This window comes from Nocardia sp. NPDC050175, from assembly GCF_044459885.1.
Taxonomy (GTDB): domain Bacteria; phylum Actinomycetota; class Actinomycetes; order Mycobacteriales; family Mycobacteriaceae; genus Nocardia.
On record NZ_JBITJI010000006.1, the window covers coordinates 132,162 to 148,719 of the forward strand.

A 16,558-nucleotide genomic window follows, 5' to 3' on the forward strand; every position below is an offset into this window, starting at 1 on the left:
CATTCAGCGGCGACATAGCACCACCTGCTGTCCGCCGAGCAGCACCTGCACCATCGGCGGCAAGGCGGCGGGGCCGTTGCCGCAGTGCGTGTCGATGGTCTTGGTCGCGGTGACCGGCTCCAGACCGGCGATCAACTGCGGCAGTAGGCGCAGCACTTCCGGCGCGTCCGCCATGCTCGACAGGGCGGTGGACAGCAGGGCGTCGATGTCGGTGCCTTCCCGCAGACCGATGCCGGTGAGCAGCCGGTTGACGGCGCCGACGAACGCTGGACCGTACTGGGCGGTCGAGTAGAAGTGGTCCAGCACGGTCATGGTCTTGTCGATGGCGAGGTCGAAGCTCTCGATGAACTCCACGACCCGCTCCGAACTGCCCCGCATCGTCTCAGCGACCTGCGCCATGTTGGCAACCAGGGTGGCGATGACCCGCTGACGGTCGGTGGCGTAGTCGGCGATGGACCGGATCCCCGCCGCCAGGTCCGCGGCACCAGCCCCGTCGCCGTCCAAGAGCGCGACCAGGCTCGCGGCCAATTTGTTGACGTCGTCGGGTTTCAGCGTGGCCAGCACCGGTTCCAAACCGTGGAACAGCGTGGTGATGTCGAACGATGGTGTCGTCATCGCGGCCGGAACGTGGGTGACCGTCGGGCCGGTATCGGCGGTCGCGGTGAGATCGAGATAGCGTTGGCCACTCAGGTTTTGATATTTGACGGCCAGTTTCGTGCTCGCTGTCACTCGATGTTCTTGTTGCAGTAGGAATCCCACGGCCGCGGTGTTGGTCGGGCCGCTGCGGCGGATATCGATCGAGGTGACCTTGCCGATCTGCACGCCCTGGCGACGCACGTCCGATCCGACCTGCAGCCCGGAGACATCGGTGAAATCGGCAGTATACGAAGCGGTTTCGCCGGTCACCGGATTGCGCAGGATGTTCACCGCGCCCACGAACAGGACGACGGTCACGGCCGCGACGACGATCATTCGCCACAGCGATTGGCGCGTCGTCTTCATCGGCCACCCCCGGGAAGCTGCAGCCCGGCGGCGAGCACGGGGATCGACTCCGCGGCGAGCCGTACCTTCAACGACTTGTCCCCTTCCGGTCCGCTGTAGGCCGAATCCAGTCCCGCGAGTACGGACTCCAACTGCGGCATGAATTGCGCTTTTCGCATCGACGCCGACATGGCCTCGGAGAGCGTGCGAATGATTTCGGTCAGCGGCGTGAAATCCGCGGCGTGCGAACCGAGTAACGTGCCCACCGGGCCGAAGAAGCCGGTGGCGATCAACTGCATCGTCTGCTCCATCGGCCCGAATTCGTGCACCACCGACTGCGCGGAGGGCATCCCCCACATCGCGGACTCCGCGGTGATGGCGTCGTCGAGGAATTTCGGGGCCGGGTCCATGATGGCGTTGATGGCGCGCAGCTGGACGTCGGGAGTGCTGCGTTGCGCTTCGGCGATCGCGTTGGCGGTGACGAAACCCGCCTCGATCAGTGGGGCCAAAGCCGTTGCATAGTCGGCGATTCGGCCGATCACCTCGACCATGCGGTCGGTGAGTACGCCGTTCACGATCTGCGAGGAGCGCGTCAGCATTGCCGACATGGTGAAGTTGCCCTGCGCGCGACGGTCCAGGCGTTGCCCGTCCGCCAACGGTCGCCCGCCACTGCCGGGCAGCAGGTTCAGGCCCGTCACACCGAAATAGTTCTGCGGCCGGTAGTCGAAGGCCAACGCGTCGGTCAGGCCCTCGATCCGGCTGCCGCGCAATCGGATTCCGAGCTCGACGCCACCCGCACCGCTGCTGGCGACGGTATCGATCCGACCCACCGGCACGCCGCGCAACAACACTCGAGAGCCCTCGGTGATGCCCTGCCCGAGATATGGCGTACGGATGGTGATCTGGATCGAGTCGTCGGTATCGCGCTGCGGCATCCGGGCGGCGGTCACCGCGGCCAGGACCACGACCAGCACGGTGGCGAGTCCGGCGAGGACAAGGATTCGCCGCTGCCGTCGCGGCGATCCGGCCAGGAGTTCCGTCATCTGATCCTTACCCTACGAACACGAATTCCGGTGTCACGCCCCACAACAGGACGGTCAGCAACAGGTCGAGCAGGATGATCGCGACCAGGCTGGCACGGATGGCACGGCCGCTCGCGATCCCTACTCCGGCGGGCCCGCCCGTGGCGAAGTAGCCGAAATAGCAGTGGATGAAAGTGACTACCGCACAGAACAACACCGCCTTGACGGTCGAATACACGACATCGGTCGGGTTGAGGAACTGCTCGAAGTAGTGGTTGTAGGTGCCGACCGACTGGGTGTGCAGCACGGTCACCACGGTGCGGCAGGTGAGGAAGCTGATCAGCAGTGTCGCTAGATAGGCCGGAACCACGCACAGCATGCCACCGATCAGCCTGGTGCCGACGACAAACGGAATCACCCGCACGCCAAGCGATTCGATGGCGTCGATCTCCTCCGAGATCCGCATCGCACCGATCTCCGCGGTCATCCGGCAGCCCGCCTGGGCGGCGAACCCGATACCGGCGATGATCGGCGCCATCTCCCGGATATTGGCCATGCCGCCGACCACACCCGACAGCGCGCCGAAACCGATCAGATCCAGCCCGGCGAACGCCTCGATCGACACCACCGCACCGATCGCGACACCGAGGATCAGCATCGTGGAGACCACGCCGCCGTCGACGATGAGCGAACCTCGCCCCCACGCGAGATTGTTCAATGTCCGCAGCGTCTGCGGGCGATACTGGCGCAGCGTGACCGGCACGAGCCACAGTGTCCTGGCCACGAAGACGACAGCGCGGCCGATCTCCGCCAGGAAGTTACCCGCCTGCCGCGCAACCTTGTTCCTGGCCCGGGCGACTCGCGGGAACGGGCTGTATCGGGACGGTGTCGTGGACATCATGCGATCCGGCTCGGCAGAAACATCGTCTGCAGCTGAGTCAGCAACAAGGCCGAGAAGATGATCATGGTCACGCTCAACACGACGGCCGAGTTGACCGCGTCGGCGACACCGCGCGGGCCACCGCGCGCCTCCAGACCGCGCAGCCCGGCGATGATCGCGACCAGCACGGCGGCCACCGCGGTCTTGACGACTGCCACCGCGAGATCGGTCGTGGTGGCGAACGCACCGAACGACGCCCAGAAACTGCCCCGGCTGACATCGCTGACCCCCACCGCGACCGCATAGGCGGAACCGACACCCACCGTGACGATCACGATGAGCAACACCGGCGCGATCGCCAGCAACGCGAGCAGGCGCGGAACCAGCAAGCGCTGCACCGGATCAACGCCCATCACCCGCATCGCGTCGAGTTCTTCCCGGATCGCCCGCGCACCGAGATCGGCCGCGATCGCCGAGGCCGCCGCCCCGCCGAGCAGCAGGCCCGCGGCCAGCGGCGCACCCTCGCGGATGATGCCGAGGCCACTGGCCGCGCCGGTCAGCGAGGTCGCGCCGACCTGTTGCACCAGTCCGCCGACCTGCACCGACACGACCGCACCGAATGGGATGGCCATCAAAATCGCCGGCACCGCCGTGACTTTGAGCAGATGCCAGGCCTGCTGCACGAACTCGCCGAACGGAAGTCGGCCGCGCGCAATGTCATTGACCAGATAGCGCAGCATCGCCACCGACAACATGACGGATCGGCCGATCGTCGCCGTGCTGGTGCACACGGTGCCGACGAGGTGGTCGACCAAGGTGTTGGGCGCGTCGGCGAGCCGACTGCGCCGGGTACTGCCGGCGACCGCAGGAGGGTCGGCCATCGGTTCGGCGGCTACAACGTTGTGGCCGTTCAACACTGGCAATCCGTCCGCTTGTTGGCGATTACTACTTGCCGCTCAGCGCGGTATCGATGCCACCGACGTCGGTGATCTTCCACCCCGCGTTCTTGTCGACGGTGACGGTGTAGGTCGCGGTCGACTGAATCCCGTTGGGCGCCTGGGTGTTCTTGGTCAGCACGCTGACGAAGCAGTTCACCACGAACACACCGTTCTGCTCCGAGCGCACTGTCGCCGTGATCGGCGTCGGCGTCGAAATCCATTGCAGCGGGACGATGATCTGTTCCATCGACGCGGCCGCCTGCTTCAGCTTGTTCGCCAGTTCCGGCGAGGTGTTGGCGGTCAGCCGAGCCGACCAGTCGTCGAGCTTGCCGAAGTTCATATCCGCCGCACCGACCGAATAGTCGCTGGCGACCCGTTGCGCGTGCTGACGGTCGTCGGCGGCCGCGCGCATCGAACTGACCTCCGCCCGCGCCGCATCGAGCTCGGTGCCATTGCGATGCATGCCCCAGGCGAGCACACCCGCGACGACTACCAACACGGCTATCGCGGCTGCCAGCGCGACAGTGCTCAGGCGGATCGAAATGGTGCCGTCCGAGCCGGCGACGCGGTGGCGAACCGGATTATCGGCCTTCGATGGTTCGAGTTCCGGTTCGGCACTATCCGGCTGTGGCTCCTCGACATCCGCGGTTGTCGTCTGTGCCATCTCGTTCACCTTCCAACACCAGCTCGATCACTGTTCGGGTGGTCCAGAACGGTGAGTCACATATTTTGACAACCTGCGATGTCATTTCAACGGGAATCTAGCAGCTATCGAACGCGTCGGCCAGGAAAACCAGCGAACTCGCAGCCTCACAGCTCGAGCCCGCGCTTGGCCGCCTGCGCGGAGCCGAGTCTGGCCACGAACGCATTGAGGTCCTGGTACCGGCCGCCGAGCAGTCGTGGCGTCAGGTCGTACCCGTAGGCGTCGGCACCGATCAGGATGCGCGCGGAGTTGCGTTCCACGCCGCGCAGGATCACCGTGGCGGCCCGCTGCGCGGTGGTCCATGCGTACCTGTCGAAAGCGGCGGTCACTTTCTCGTGGTTGACCGCGTTCAGTCCGCGCATATTGCGGGCGATGTCGGTTTTGATCCCGCCCGGATGCACACAGCTCACACCGACCGGATGTCCGGCGATCCGCATCTCCTGACGCAACGCTTCGGTGAAGCCGCGCACCGCGAATTTCGCCGCGTTGTAGGCACTTTGGGTGGGCGTGCCGATCAGACCGAAGACACTGGAGAGGTTGACGAGGTGACCGTCACCCGAGGCGATCAGATGCGGCAGAAAGGCTTTCGTGCCGTAGGCGACGCCCCAGAAGTCGATGTTCATCACCCACTCGAAGTCTTCCCAGCTCATCTCCTCGACGCGCGCGGTCAACGCCACACCCGCGTTGTTGATGACCAGGTTCACCGCGCCGAAAGCGCCGAGCACTTCCTCGGCGTTGGCGTACACCGCGTCGCGGTCGGCGACGTCCAGAACGTAGGTAGTCGCCTGTGCACCAATGGTTTTACACAGAGTCGCGGTTTCAGCCAGACCGTCGGCGTCGATATCGGACAACGCCAGTCGCGCACCGCGCCCGGCCAGGTCCACCGCCAGCGCGCGACCGATGCCCGACCCGGCGCCGGTGATGACCGCGACCTTGTCGCCGAACCCCTTCATCGGGCTGCCACCTTCTCGCCGACCAGCTGAACGGATCCGAGCAGTTCGAAGTCGGCGGGCTCGACCCTGCGGGTCTGCAGCCAGTACTCCCAGGTGAATCCTGGCCACACGGTCCGGTTGACGCCCGCCGCGTCGAGATACCAACTCTGGCAACCGCCGGTACTCCAGACGCCACGGTTCAGCTTGCGCTGGATCTCGTCATTGAATCGATCCTGTACCGCTCGACGCACGGTGAGCGCCTCGACACCGCTGCGCTCGACCAACGCCATGGCGTCCATCGCGTACTTGATCTGCTGTTCGATCATGAAGATCACCGAGTTGTGGCCGAGACCGGTGTTGGGACCGAGCAGGAAGAAGGCGTTCGGGAAACCGGCAACGGTGATACCCAGGTGGGTTTCCATGCCGTGCTCGGCCCACTGCTCGGCGAGCTTCCCACCGTCCAGCCCGACGACGTCGAGCCGGTGGAACCCGCCGGAGATCTCGAATCCGGTGCCATAGATGATGGCGTCGACCTCGCGCTCCACCCCGTCCGCCGAGATGATGCCGCGCTCGGTCACCTCGGCGATCCCCTCCGTGATCACGGTGCTGTGCGGCTTGGCCAACGCCGGGTAGTAGTCGTTGGAACCGAGAATGCGCTTACAACCGATCCGATAGTCCGGCACCAGCTTTCGCGCGAGTTCCGGATCCTTGATCGACCGCTCGATGTTGCGCCGCGCCAGCTGTTCGAGCGGCTTCATCAGGTTGGTGTGGCCGTTGAGGCCGATGCCGAACGCTTCCCAGGACCAGTAGATCCCGTCGCGGGCCACCCGCCGGGTCGCCGGTACCGCACTGAACAGCGTGCGCACCGCGGGCGGGATGGTGATGTTGGTGCGTGGCAGCACCCACGGTGGGGTGCGCTGGTAGAGGTGCAGCTCGGCGACGTCATCGACAATCTCGGGCACGAATTGGATGGCGCTGGCACCGGTTCCGATCACAGCCACCCGCTTGCCGCGCAGGTCGTACTCGTGGTTCCACTGCGCCGAGTGGAAGGTGGTGCCCGAAAACCTCTCGATACCGGCGAGTTTCGGGGTATTGGGGACGTGTAGCCCGCCGATCCCGGAGACGAGGAACTGCGCGATGTACTCGTCGCCCTGCTCAGTGCGGACGTGCCAGCGTTGGGTGGCCTCGTCCCACGCGGCGCGGTGCACGGCCTTCCCGAAATGGGTATTGGCGCGCAGGTTGTGCTTCGCGGCACGGCCTTTGAGGTATTCGAGGATCTCCTCCTGGCCGGACCACATCTTGGACCAGTGCGGGTTGGGCTCGAAGGAGAAGGAGTACATGTGCGAAGGGATATCGCAGGCGCAACCGGGATAGGTGTTCTCGCGCCAGGTCCCGCCGTACTCGGTGGCCTTCTCCAGGACGAGGAAGTCGCGGCGGCCGCGGCGGCCGAGCTGGATGGCCATCCCCATGCCGGAGAAGCCGGCACCGATGATCAGCACGCGGGTGCGATGCACGCGACCTCGGGCCTGCTCGCCCTCTTCGGTCTGAGTCTTCGTTGAATCAGTTGTCACTATCGCGGTCCGCCTGCTCTTACCGGCTTTAGTTACGTGGACGTAGCTACGTTAGCGTAACTATTGCGAGTCGACAAGATGACATGACCACCTTTTCCCTCCATGTTGGCATAAGTACGCTACCGTAGCTACGGTAACGTACTTACTGCATGAACCCGTCAGACATGGAGGTCGCAATGGGGAATCAACCGTCGGACACCGAGCCCTGCGTCGTCGTCGGCGCCGGCCCGGTCGGCTTGATCGCTGCACTCGCGTTGGCTCGGCGTGGACTGAAAGTCGTTGTCCTGGAAGCTGAACCGCAGGATCGAGTGCGACCGGGCAGTCGCGCGATCGCGTTGATGTTCCCGACGCTACGGCGTCTGAACGAGATCCGGCCTGGGCTCGGTCAGCAGATCATCGATGCCGGAGTGCTGCCGACCGGCTACGAAGCCTATTACGGCGGTCGTCGGGTGTTCAATCAGCAGCTCGCGCCGTTGCGCAAGGCGCTCCCGCACCTCGCGAGCAGTCTGCCGCAACGCGAGACCGAGAAGATCGTCTTCGCCGAATGCCTCGCGCACGGTGTCGAATTCCGTTGGGACGCACCGGTTCAGGACCTCGACACCAGCCGCGACGGCGTGACGATCACGCTGACCGACGGCGAGCAACTCACCGCCTCCTATGTGATCGGCGCGGACGGCGCACGCTCGGTGACCCGCAAGGCGATCGGCGTCACCATGGAGGGTGTCACCGACCAGACACCGTTCATCATCGTCGACGTCGACGAACACCCCGACGGCACAACACCGATGGACGGCTACTTCCACTACCACGACCCCGCCCTCGACGGACGCAACGTCATGCACATGCCATTCGCCAGCGGCATGCGCATCGACCTGCAGTGCCTGCCCGACGATGACGTGGACTATCTGTCCAGCCCCGACGGTGTGCGCGAGTGGGTCTCGAAGGTGGTCGACCCCTGGTACGGCGACCACATCCAATGGATCTCCACCTACCGCTTCCACCAGGTCGTCGCCGATTCCTACACCGACATCCACCGCCGCGTTCTGCTGGCCGGCGAAGCAGCACACCTGTTCTCCCCCTGGGGCGGACGCGGCCTGAACTCCGGTGTCTTCGACGCCACGGACGCGGCCACCGCGATCGCACAGGCCACCGATGCCGCGACCCCAACTCGACGCCGCGAGATCATCGAACGCGCCGCCGACGACAGCAGGCGCTGGGGCATCCACAATCGCGACATCTCTTCCAAGGCCTTGCGCCAGATGCGCGGCAATGACCGAACCACGCAGGTCAAACGCGCCATCGCGGCAAGACTCGCCCCGGTCGTCTGGCCCGCGGGTGCATGGCTCGCCAATGGACCCCTGCAGGTCCCGGTGCCGCGCCCGGGTGCACGGGCCTACTACTGAGAGCCGCTGGCGTGCAACGGAGTTCATCCACCAAGCGTCCCCGCCAGCCGCGGATGCTCCTCGAAGTGCGCCGCGAACAGGTCCTCGACGCGGCGCTGCGACTGCTCAACCAGCATGGGTACGCGGCGCTCACGATGGAGGCCGTCGCGAAAGAGGTCGATCTGGCCAAACCCCGGGTATACGCGGCATATCCGGGGTTGGAGCCGCTGCTGGTCGCGTTGCTCGAACGCGAGGAGGAGCGGGCGCTGACGACGCTGGCGGGCGCGATGCCCACCTTCGAGACCACCGCCGAGTTCGACGACATCCTGATCGAGGCGATGACCAACCTCATGACTGCCGTCACCGAGAATCCTGCCTCGTGGCGGCTGCTGCTCTTGCCGGCCGACGACGCTCCCCCGCAGGTCCGCGACCGCTTCGAAACCGGCCGCCGCTTCGCCCTCGCGCAACTGACCGCACTGCTGGAGTGGGGCCGCGATCGTCGCCGTGGCCTCGCTGAACTCGACCTGGAACTGACGGCGATCTCGCTGCTGGCGATGGGTGAGCAGGCCGGGCGGATGGCGCTTTCGGAGCCGGACACCTTCACCCCGGAGCGCTATCGGCAGTTCACCCGAACCTTGCTCGACCATATGTCACCGCTGCCGAAGTAAGCCGCGGCGCGGACCTAGCGGGGATGCTGCGGGTCGTCGATGCGAATGGAAGCTATTGCGGCGTCGATGATCTGATTGAAAGTGGTCCGAATGATCGGTGCCGCCAGGGTGGTCAGCACCTCGGACGCCAGGAGCATGCGGACGGTGAACGTCGTTGTCCAGGTCAGTTCGGTGCCTTCGGCCGTTTCGCGCAGGGCGATCCGGCCTTCCTCGTGCTGGGTCGCGGGGATGGAGCGCAGGATTCGATATTCGAACGAGTGCGGCGGATCGTAGGCGGTGATCTCCTCGCGGAACCAGGCCAGGCCTGCGATGATCTCGCGGATCGCGCCGAGGCCGTAGGGTGCGTCGGCCCCAGGTTTGACCAGGGTCGAGCGCACGATGAGCGGCGCGCCGGTGTAGGTGCTCGCGTCGCTCAATGCCGCGAAGACCGCGTCGATCGGTGCGTCGATGGTCCGGTGGATGGTTACTGTGCGCATGCGGTCGTCCTTCGGTCAGTGCGGAATCGGCACTCGGAGTGAGTTTTCCGAGTGGACGTCAACCCTTTGCAGCCACTCCGGTGGTGGCGAGGATTGTCGCGGCGACGAGTGCCGGGTCGTCGATCATCGGTACGTGACCGACGCCGGGCAGGATCTCGAAGTGCGCCTGCGGTATTCGTTCGCGGGCGATCCGGCCGTTGACATCAACGGGCAAGATGGCGTCGTATGCCGACCAAGCGAGGGTGATCGGGCAGGGCAGCTCGGGCAGCGGCGCCACCTGTTCGTGATTGCCGAGTAGGTCATCGATAACCGTGCAGCCGAGGAGGTCTCGCGCCGCGTCGAGAACTTGCGCGGGCGTGATCCGATCTGCCCGGCGCGCGATGTCGCGCATTCCGATTCGCCGCACGAGTCGCGAATGTACTGCGAGAGGCTGCATTCGGTGAGTCAGGCGGGTGAGTGCGATCATTCTGCGCAGCTTCTTCACGCCCGCGGTCTGTCCGGTGGCACCCGCCTCCCAGAACCCGGCGGGCGAGAGCGCGCACACAGTGTCGGCCCGCCCTCGACGTGCCAGTTCGATGGCGATCCAGCCGCCCAACGAGTTTCCCGCCAGGTGAGCTCGCTCGAGCCCGAGGGCGTCCAGCGCGCGTTCCGCGTCGTCGACCAGATCACTGATTCGAGCAGGACGCCGGGCGACCGGTGCGCCTCCTCGGTGCCCGAGAGCGGTCAGGGCGACCACCGCACGATGTGGCTCGAGCAAGGGCGTTACGTCCTGCCACGCCTTCGCCGACATCGTGATGCCATGCAGCAGCACGAGCGGAGGTTTATCGGAGATCATCAGCGGCCCTTGGCAATCCAGTCGTGCAGCGTGCGGGTATCGCAACCATGGCGACTCACACCGGCGATTACTCCGGATCGTAGACAGTGAAGATAATGAATGCAACAAAAGAGTCGCATATCGTTGCATTCATTCAAGCCGGACTACAGTGACCTGCATGAAGCAAAGCATCGGCGGCCTCGTCGCGGCCGGGATCCTGGGCGGCGCGGCGGAGCCGACCGACCGGACGGTGGCGAAGATTCTCGATGCCGTGGTCGTGGAGGCGGCGGCGAGCGGGGTCGCGCGGTTGAAGATCGATGCGCGCCTACGCCCGACGTACGTTGGCGCCCATGATTTTCGGGCCCCGGCCCTAGTCGAGATCGACGCGGACGGTGAGCAATTCGCCGCCGATTACCAGGACACCGCCGCTGTTGATTCGCGGCAGTTCACGTAGCCGCCGTTTCGCGTCGTCAGTAGGGACCAGATGGGCGATACCTGGGTACCAGCGACCGCGGATCCGCACGCGGACAAGGGGATTCGCCTCGATGTTGCGGATGTAATCCGATCGGTGACCGAATTCGGAGACGAACCAGAACGCGTCACCGACGCGTCGGCCGCCGATCGGCGTGTGCCGCGGCAGGCCACTGCGCCGGCCGATCGTTTCGATCAGTGCCTGTCCTGGCACTCGACGGGTTATCGGGTTGGCGATATGCCGCTGCACCCACCCGACGACGTGCCGTTTGACCTCGATTCGATCACGCATCGACACTCCTTCAGCGGGATACCTGCGAGACATTCATAGTCTCTTTGTCTCAACAATAGAGATCGCGTCGACGCGTGACAAGAGGCTGTGCTTTCCACCACAAGTCACGTGCGCGAATGCGCGAAGTGGTGTCAGCGTCGGGTCCACATCGACGATGACGGCGACCGCGCTGTCCGAAACGCATTGCCTGCCAACCTTTATGAACTCTATCTCGCCCCGCGTATTTCGCCGACGGCAGCAGCGCGACCGGCGATGTCCTGGTCACCGCGGACGGCGTGAACTCCGTTGTGCGCCAGCAGTGTCTGCCGCACCTGCGGCTCGTCGACAGCGGTGTGCGGCAGCTCTACGGCAAGATCCCGATCAACGCCGAGACCCGGGGACTGACCCCCGACTATGAAACCGCCATGATCGATTACGGCTTCGCGGCCGTGCGGCAGTCCGCCGAAGCGGGCAGTGCCCACTACCACCAGGACCCGCTGCCCACCGAGGAAGACGTACCGGAACTGTCGAACGCGGGACGGCCGGGTGAGCCGAATCCCCGTGGCCGCCGCGGACATCCGTCCGCGGCGGCGACACCCGTCAGCCCACGCGGTCGACCGTGTACAGGAGATGGGTGCCGTGCAGGCCCTTCAGTTCGACCGCACGCTCGGCGACGACGGCGATATCGGGTTCATCGACGACCGCCTCGCGCACCGGCTCGCTGATCAGGATCTCGCCGCCGCTCGCTTGATCGGCGACCCGGGCGGCCATGGCCACGTTACGACCGAACAGATCGTCGCCGCGGCGGACCGACTTGCCCATATGGATGCCGATCCGCACCCGAACATGCTCGCGCCCACTGAGTTTGGCGCCGTTGCCGAGCGCGCTCTGCACGTCCAAGCCGCAGCGCACCGCCTGCTCCGGCTCGGCGAACGCGATCATGAAGCCGTCGCCTTGGCTCTTCACGATGTGCCCGTCGTGCTTGGTGACGCGGTGCCGGATCAGTCGTTCGTGGCGTTCGAGCAGTTTGACCCAGGACTGGTCGCCCAGCCGTTCGTTGAGGGCGGTGGACCCCTCGATATCGGAGAACATGAGGACGACGTGGCCGTCCGGGGTCAGTCCCGCCAGGTCAGGTCTTTCGACCTGAGCCCAGCCCGCCAGGTTTTCGATGGAGGTGAGTACCGTGCTCCGGAACCCTTTCTTGCGCAACAGGTTCGCCGTATCCCACACGGTCTTCACCGCCTCCCGACCACTGATCATCAGGAGTTGCCGGTTGTCGACCTTGCGCTGGAGCTCGTCGAACTGGCGGCGACTGCGCGTCAGCAGCACGAACAGCACGACCAGACCTACGGCCTCCAACACGACAATCGCCGCGAGTACGAGCTCGATCATCATGGACTCCACCGTAGGTAGTGGTCGACGTGCTATCGGATGGCGGGCAGGTCGCGCAATTGCCGCCGGGAGGTGATGCCGAGTTTGCGGAAGATGTTGCGCAGGTGAGCATCTACGGTACGTGGGCTGAGGAAGAGTTTGGCGGCAACCTCTTTGGAGGTGGCGCCCTCGGCCACCAGGCGGGCGATGTGTACCTCCTGCACGGTGAGGGAATCGGCGACGTCGGCGGATCGACTCCGAGTCTGCTCCCCCGTGCCGCGCAGCTCAGCGGCCGCGCGCGCCGCGAACGCCTCCGCGCCGAGCGCCGACAGTTGCTCATGGGCGAGATGTAATTCGGCCCTGGCGTCGCGGCGGCGGCCTTGGCGACGGAGCCATTCGCCGTAGACCAGATGGGCGCGCGCTGCCGCGATGGCGAGCGTCGTGGTTTCCAATAGTGCCACGGCTTGACGGTAGGACTCCTCGTCGTCATCCACCAAAGCCCTTGCGTACATTTCGATTCCGAGCCCCCACGGTTGCCCGCCCGCGCCGGCCCGCTCGGCCAAGCTCGCGAGCGCGGCGCGTGCGGTTTCCGGTTGGTGGCAGCGCACCGCCGCCTCGACCAGTTCCGGCAGCGCCTGGCCTGCCATCCCGAGGTCGCCGGTCGCGACGGCGCGCTCCGCGGCCTGCAATGCCGCGGGATAGTCGGCGAGGCCGTTGTGCAGGACGGCGGTGGCGTATTGCACGCTGAGGGTCATGTGCGGTCCGACGCCGGCGAAGAGCTCCTCGGCCTCGGCCCGCCTGCCGCGAAATCCGGCGAGGTGAATGCGCGGGTAGACGAGCGGGGCGGCGCCGGTGGCCTCCGCGATCGCCTCTTCCTCGGAGATCATCGCGGTCGCGGCGCCGAGGTCGCCCGCGTGCGCGGTGACGGTGGCGAGCATGGCCAGCCCGATCGGCAACATATGAAAAGAGCCGAGCTCGCGGCCGAACGCGGTGACCCGGGTCGCGATGCCTGCCATGGCGTCGGCGTTCCACAATTCCACGGCGAGCAGGAAGCCGAGGGTCGGCCACCGGGTCCACACCTCGTCGGCCCCGTCGGCGACGACGGGACGCAACAGCTTCGCGGCCGCCTGATGGCCCTCGACGGCCAAGGCGACCACGCCGTCCAAGATGATGTCCGCGCTGGTGTGCGGCTCCGGGTTGGCCGGCGCGGTGCGTGCGGCGGCGATCACCGCGTCGAGGCCGCCGGTCAGCGTGCCCATCTCGAGCGCGTCCACGTAGTACTCGCGCGCGCGGGCCGGCTCGCGGTCGGTCAGTCGAGCGGCGGCGCGCAGCAGATGGTCGGTCGGCCGGTCGCCACCGCGGAAGCGGGCGAAGGAGATTCGAGCGCGCAGCAGGTCGACGCGCGGATCGTCGGAGTCGAGCGTGGAGAGCAACTCGGCGGCCACACCGAAGTCGCCGACCGACAATTTCGCCTCGACCGCGGCGAGCACCCGCTCGGACCGCATGCCGGGTTCGAGCGTCAGCGCCGCCGCGCGTTCCAGGAACGCGGCCGCGGCGGCCTCGCCGCCCCGCGCCCGTGCCCGGGTCGCCGACTGCGTGAGCGCGACGGCCACGTCCTCGTCGGGGCCGACGCTGGCCAATGCGCGATGCCAAGCGACCCGGTCCGGATCGGCGACCGGGTCGCTCACCTGGGCGAGCGCGCCGTGCGCGCTGCGCCGCTCGGCGGCGGTCGCGGCCTGATAGACCGCCGAACGAGCGAGGGGATGAATGAAACGAACCCGGGTGCCGAACTCGACCATCGGCACCTCGTCGGCGGCCGCGTCCTCGACGCCCAAGAGCTTCGCCGCGGGCCACAGCAGGGCGGGATCACCGACCGGCTCCGCGGCGGCCAAGGTCAGCAGCAGCCGCGTCTTGGGTGGCAGTACCTCGAGGCGGGCGCGGAAGCTTCGCTCGGCGGCGCGTGGTGCGGGCAGGTCGAAACCGCCTGCCATGCCTGCCAATCCAGCAGACCTCGGCAGTTCCACCAGGGCCAGCGGGTTGCCGCGCGATTCGGCCAGGATGCGGTCGCGCACGCGCACGTCCAGCGAGGCGGGGATCTCGCGGACCAGCACCGCGCGGGCTTCGGATTCGCTCAACCGCTCGACGTCCACCCGGGGCAGTTGCTCCAGCCCGGGCACGCTTTCGCGCGCGGCGAAGACCATCGCCACCCGTTCGGCACCGATCCGTCGGGCCACGAACGCCAGGGCCCGTGCCGAGGCATGGTCCAGCCACTGCGCGTCATCGATGAGGCACAGCAAGGGTCGATCATGTTCGAGCAGCAGGCCGAGGGCAGCCGCGCCGGCCAGGAACGGGTCGGGGGTGCCGGTCTCCATACCGAACGCGATCCGCAGCGCCGTGCGGTGCGGGGCAGGCAGCGCATCGAGGTGTTCCAGCACCGGACCGCACAGTTGATGCAGAGCCGAATACGGCAGTTCCATCTCGAACTCGGCGCCGGTGGCTCGCATGATCAAGAAGCCAGAAGACGCTTTGGCCAGGTGTTCCAGCAAGGCGCTCTTGCCGATGCCCGCCTCCCCCAGCAGGATCACGGCACCGCCACGGGATTCTCGCGCCTCGTGCAGCAGCGCGAGCAGTCGCGCCGTCTCCTCGGATCGCCCGACCAGATAACTCACGACTCCGCCTCGCTGGCGCTCGGCTCCGTCGTGCGCTCGGGCGCGCTGTGCCTTTGGTTCGCTCGCTGACGCTCGCTCACGACTCCGCCTCGCTGGCGCTCGACGCTGTCGTGCTGTGCCCTTGCTTCACTCGCTGCCGCTCACTCACATACTCGAAATCGGCGCGGACAACGCCGCACACTAGGTATTCAGATAGGTAGGTATTACCGACGCGAGCCAATGCCTGCCGTCGCGAGACTTACTGGCATGGGAACGCGATCACTGCGCCGTACATTACCGGCCACTACGCACCAACGGCCGATGAGCTCATCGCACTCGAGCTGACCGTGCACGGCACGCTGCCGCCGGACTTGACCGGCCGCTACTTCCGTAACGGGCACAGTCCCAAACCCGTTGTGACGCCGACGCACTGGTTCCGCGGCGCGGGCATGCTGCACGGCATCCGGTCGGCCGGCTGTCGATGTGTCCAAGCCGGCTGTTGCGGCCGTCTTTTCCCCGAAATTCCGAAAACCGCACCAACACAACAAGAAAGGCTCGTCATGGAGCAGCACAGCACCACCATCGACACCAACGGCCAGGCCGCGTTCCGGCGCCTGCTCGACGGCTGGTTGACCACCTGGAACGGCGACTACTCCCTCGCCAACACCATCATCTCCCCCGACTTCCACGTGCACGCCGCACCGTTGGGTGGCGGAGATCGCACCGTCGAGGGGCCGGACGGTTTGGTCGAGTGGATCGCGCAGACCCGAGCCGCCTTCACCGAGCTGGTGTTCACCGTGGAGGTCGGGCCCATTGTCGATCGCGACCATCTCGCGCTCCGCTGGATCGCCGTCGGCACCTACGGCGGCGGATTCCCCGGCGCGACCGCGCCCGCGGGTACCGCCATCCGATTCACCGGCATCGACATTCTGCGGATCGAGCAGGACGAGATCGCCGAGTACTGGGTGAACTCGGACATGCATGTGCTGCTGGCCACACTCGGCGTCCACGCCTGAGTTAAGGAGAAGATCATGTCTGCTGGAACCCTGCTGCGTCACCGCGCAGACCACGCTCGTTACCCCGACGCTCGGTCGGTCATCATCGCCGCGTGGGCGGTGCCCGTCTTGATCGTCGGCCAGTTCGCCATGGTGGCTGTCGTCCCGGTCACAGTCGTGCTGGTCGGCACACTGTGCAAGGCCCGGCTCCGTTCGCTGCGCCCTTGGGCCGTCACGCTCGCCGCGGCTTACGCTGTGCCACTTGGTATCTGGATACTCCGACCGGACGGTGCACAGAGTCTGTCGAAGGACATGCACCCGGTCCTCGCGGGTGTGATCGTCGCCGCGAGCCTCGCTGTCGCCGGTGTCTACCAGCTGCGACGGCGGCGCTGAGCACTGATGGCAAGTCGTTGGCCACCGGGCGCTCACCGGTGG

18 protein-coding genes and 1 pseudogene are annotated in these 16,558 nt (G+C 66.3%); 6 read left to right on the forward strand and 13 right to left on the reverse strand.

Features of this window, described 5'->3' with window-relative positions:
* Window positions 1-3: 3 nt before the first annotated feature.
* From ACIBK2_RS21550 to ACIBK2_RS21580, 7 genes are all read right to left on the reverse strand, one after another.
* A complete protein-coding gene (locus ACIBK2_RS21550) occupies window positions 4-1,002 on the reverse strand; it encodes an MlaD family protein (RefSeq protein ID WP_396969321.1) in 999 nt (332 codons plus the stop codon).
* Window positions 999-2,024, reverse strand: coding sequence for a hypothetical protein (locus ACIBK2_RS21555; RefSeq protein WP_396969322.1), 1,026 nt, complete (start codon window positions 2,022-2,024; stop codon window positions 999-1,001). The genes ACIBK2_RS21550 and ACIBK2_RS21555 overlap by 4 nt, the downstream gene beginning before the upstream one ends.
* 7 nt (window positions 2,025-2,031) lie before the next feature.
* Window positions 2,032-2,901 carry an MlaE family ABC transporter permease gene (locus ACIBK2_RS21560; protein WP_396969323.1) on the reverse strand — a complete coding sequence of 290 codons (870 nt, stop codon included), beginning with the start codon at window positions 2,899-2,901 and terminating at the stop codon, window positions 2,032-2,034.
* On the reverse strand, window positions 2,901-3,764 hold the full coding sequence (locus ACIBK2_RS21565) for an ABC transporter permease (protein WP_396969324.1): 864 nt from the start codon (window positions 3,762-3,764) through the stop codon (window positions 2,901-2,903). The genes ACIBK2_RS21560 and ACIBK2_RS21565 overlap by 1 nt, the downstream gene beginning before the upstream one ends.
* A gap of 64 nt (window positions 3,765-3,828) precedes the next feature.
* The gene (locus tag ACIBK2_RS21570; RefSeq protein ID WP_396969325.1) at window positions 3,829-4,485 is read right to left on the reverse strand and encodes a hypothetical protein; all 657 of its coding nucleotides are present in this window, start codon (window positions 4,483-4,485) and stop codon (window positions 3,829-3,831) included.
* Between the two features lie 146 nt (window positions 4,486-4,631).
* On the reverse strand, window positions 4,632-5,477 hold the full coding sequence (locus ACIBK2_RS21575; protein ID WP_396969326.1) for an SDR family NAD(P)-dependent oxidoreductase: 846 nt from the start codon (window positions 5,475-5,477) through the stop codon (window positions 4,632-4,634).
* Window positions 5,474-7,027: a flavin-containing monooxygenase gene (locus tag ACIBK2_RS21580; RefSeq protein ID WP_396969327.1), complete on the reverse strand. Its 1,554-nt coding sequence runs from the start codon at window positions 7,025-7,027 to the stop codon at window positions 5,474-5,476. The genes ACIBK2_RS21575 and ACIBK2_RS21580 overlap by 4 nt, the downstream gene beginning before the upstream one ends.
* 176 nt (window positions 7,028-7,203) lie before the next feature.
* Here ACIBK2_RS21580 and ACIBK2_RS21585 point away from each other — a divergent pair, with 176 nt between their 5' ends.
* Both ACIBK2_RS21585 and ACIBK2_RS21590 read left to right on the forward strand, forming a co-directional pair.
* Entirely contained in the window at window positions 7,204-8,430 is a 1,227-nt protein-coding gene (locus ACIBK2_RS21585) for an FAD-dependent oxidoreductase (RefSeq protein WP_396969328.1), read from the forward strand.
* A 65-nt stretch (window positions 8,431-8,495) separates the two neighbouring features.
* Window positions 8,496-9,077 (forward strand): TetR/AcrR family transcriptional regulator, encoded by a 582-nt coding sequence (locus ACIBK2_RS21590; RefSeq protein ID WP_396969329.1) that lies wholly within the window; start codon window positions 8,496-8,498, stop codon window positions 9,075-9,077.
* A gap of 14 nt (window positions 9,078-9,091) precedes the next feature.
* Here the strand turns inward: ACIBK2_RS21590 and ACIBK2_RS21595 are convergent, their stop codons facing one another.
* Both ACIBK2_RS21595 and ACIBK2_RS21600 read right to left on the reverse strand, forming a co-directional pair.
* Window positions 9,092-9,553, reverse strand: coding sequence for an SRPBCC family protein (locus tag ACIBK2_RS21595; RefSeq protein ID WP_396969330.1), 462 nt, complete (start codon window positions 9,551-9,553; stop codon window positions 9,092-9,094).
* Between the two features lie 58 nt (window positions 9,554-9,611).
* Window positions 9,612-10,388 carry an alpha/beta fold hydrolase gene (locus tag ACIBK2_RS21600; RefSeq protein WP_396969331.1) on the reverse strand — a complete coding sequence of 259 codons (777 nt, stop codon included), beginning with the start codon at window positions 10,386-10,388 and terminating at the stop codon, window positions 9,612-9,614.
* A gap of 157 nt (window positions 10,389-10,545) precedes the next feature.
* On the opposite strand from ACIBK2_RS21600, the gene ACIBK2_RS21605 reads away from it, so the two are divergent.
* Window positions 10,546-10,821 (forward strand): hypothetical protein, encoded by a 276-nt coding sequence (locus tag ACIBK2_RS21605; protein ID WP_396969332.1) that lies wholly within the window; start codon window positions 10,546-10,548, stop codon window positions 10,819-10,821.
* Here ACIBK2_RS21605 and ACIBK2_RS21610 read toward each other — a convergent pair.
* The 4 genes from ACIBK2_RS21610 to ACIBK2_RS21625 all read right to left on the reverse strand — a co-directional run bounded on the left by ACIBK2_RS21610 (window position 10,738) and on the right by ACIBK2_RS21625 (window position 15,149).
* Window positions 10,738-11,130, reverse strand: coding sequence for a nitroreductase/quinone reductase family protein (locus tag ACIBK2_RS21610; protein ID WP_396969333.1), 393 nt, complete (start codon window positions 11,128-11,130; stop codon window positions 10,738-10,740). The genes ACIBK2_RS21605 and ACIBK2_RS21610 overlap by 84 nt on opposite strands.
* 206 nt (window positions 11,131-11,336) lie before the next feature.
* The gene (locus ACIBK2_RS21615; protein ID WP_396969334.1) at window positions 11,337-11,687 is read right to left on the reverse strand and encodes a hypothetical protein; all 351 of its coding nucleotides are present in this window, start codon (window positions 11,685-11,687) and stop codon (window positions 11,337-11,339) included.
* A gap of 22 nt (window positions 11,688-11,709) precedes the next feature.
* The gene (locus ACIBK2_RS21620; RefSeq protein WP_396969335.1) at window positions 11,710-12,504 is read right to left on the reverse strand and encodes an adenylate/guanylate cyclase domain-containing protein; all 795 of its coding nucleotides are present in this window, start codon (window positions 12,502-12,504) and stop codon (window positions 11,710-11,712) included.
* Window positions 12,505-12,533: 29 nt separating this feature from the next.
* Window positions 12,534-15,149, reverse strand: coding sequence for an AAA family ATPase (locus tag ACIBK2_RS21625; protein ID WP_396969336.1), 2,616 nt, complete (start codon window positions 15,147-15,149; stop codon window positions 12,534-12,536).
* Window positions 15,150-15,421: 272 nt separating this feature from the next.
* Between ACIBK2_RS21625 and ACIBK2_RS21630 the strand changes: the two are divergent.
* The 3 genes and pseudogenes from ACIBK2_RS21630 to ACIBK2_RS21640 all read left to right on the forward strand — a co-directional run.
* Window positions 15,422-15,583 (forward strand): annotated as a pseudogene (locus ACIBK2_RS21630) (carotenoid oxygenase family protein); the annotation flags it as partial.
* 105 nt (window positions 15,584-15,688) lie between these two features.
* Window positions 15,689-16,144 (forward strand): ester cyclase, encoded by a 456-nt coding sequence (locus ACIBK2_RS21635; RefSeq protein WP_396969337.1) that lies wholly within the window; start codon window positions 15,689-15,691, stop codon window positions 16,142-16,144.
* Window positions 16,145-16,159: 15 nt separating this feature from the next.
* Complete coding sequence (locus ACIBK2_RS21640) at window positions 16,160-16,516, forward strand: hypothetical protein (protein ID WP_396969338.1); 357 nt, start codon at window positions 16,160-16,162, stop codon at window positions 16,514-16,516.
* The last annotated feature ends 42 nt before the right edge of the window (window positions 16,517-16,558 follow it).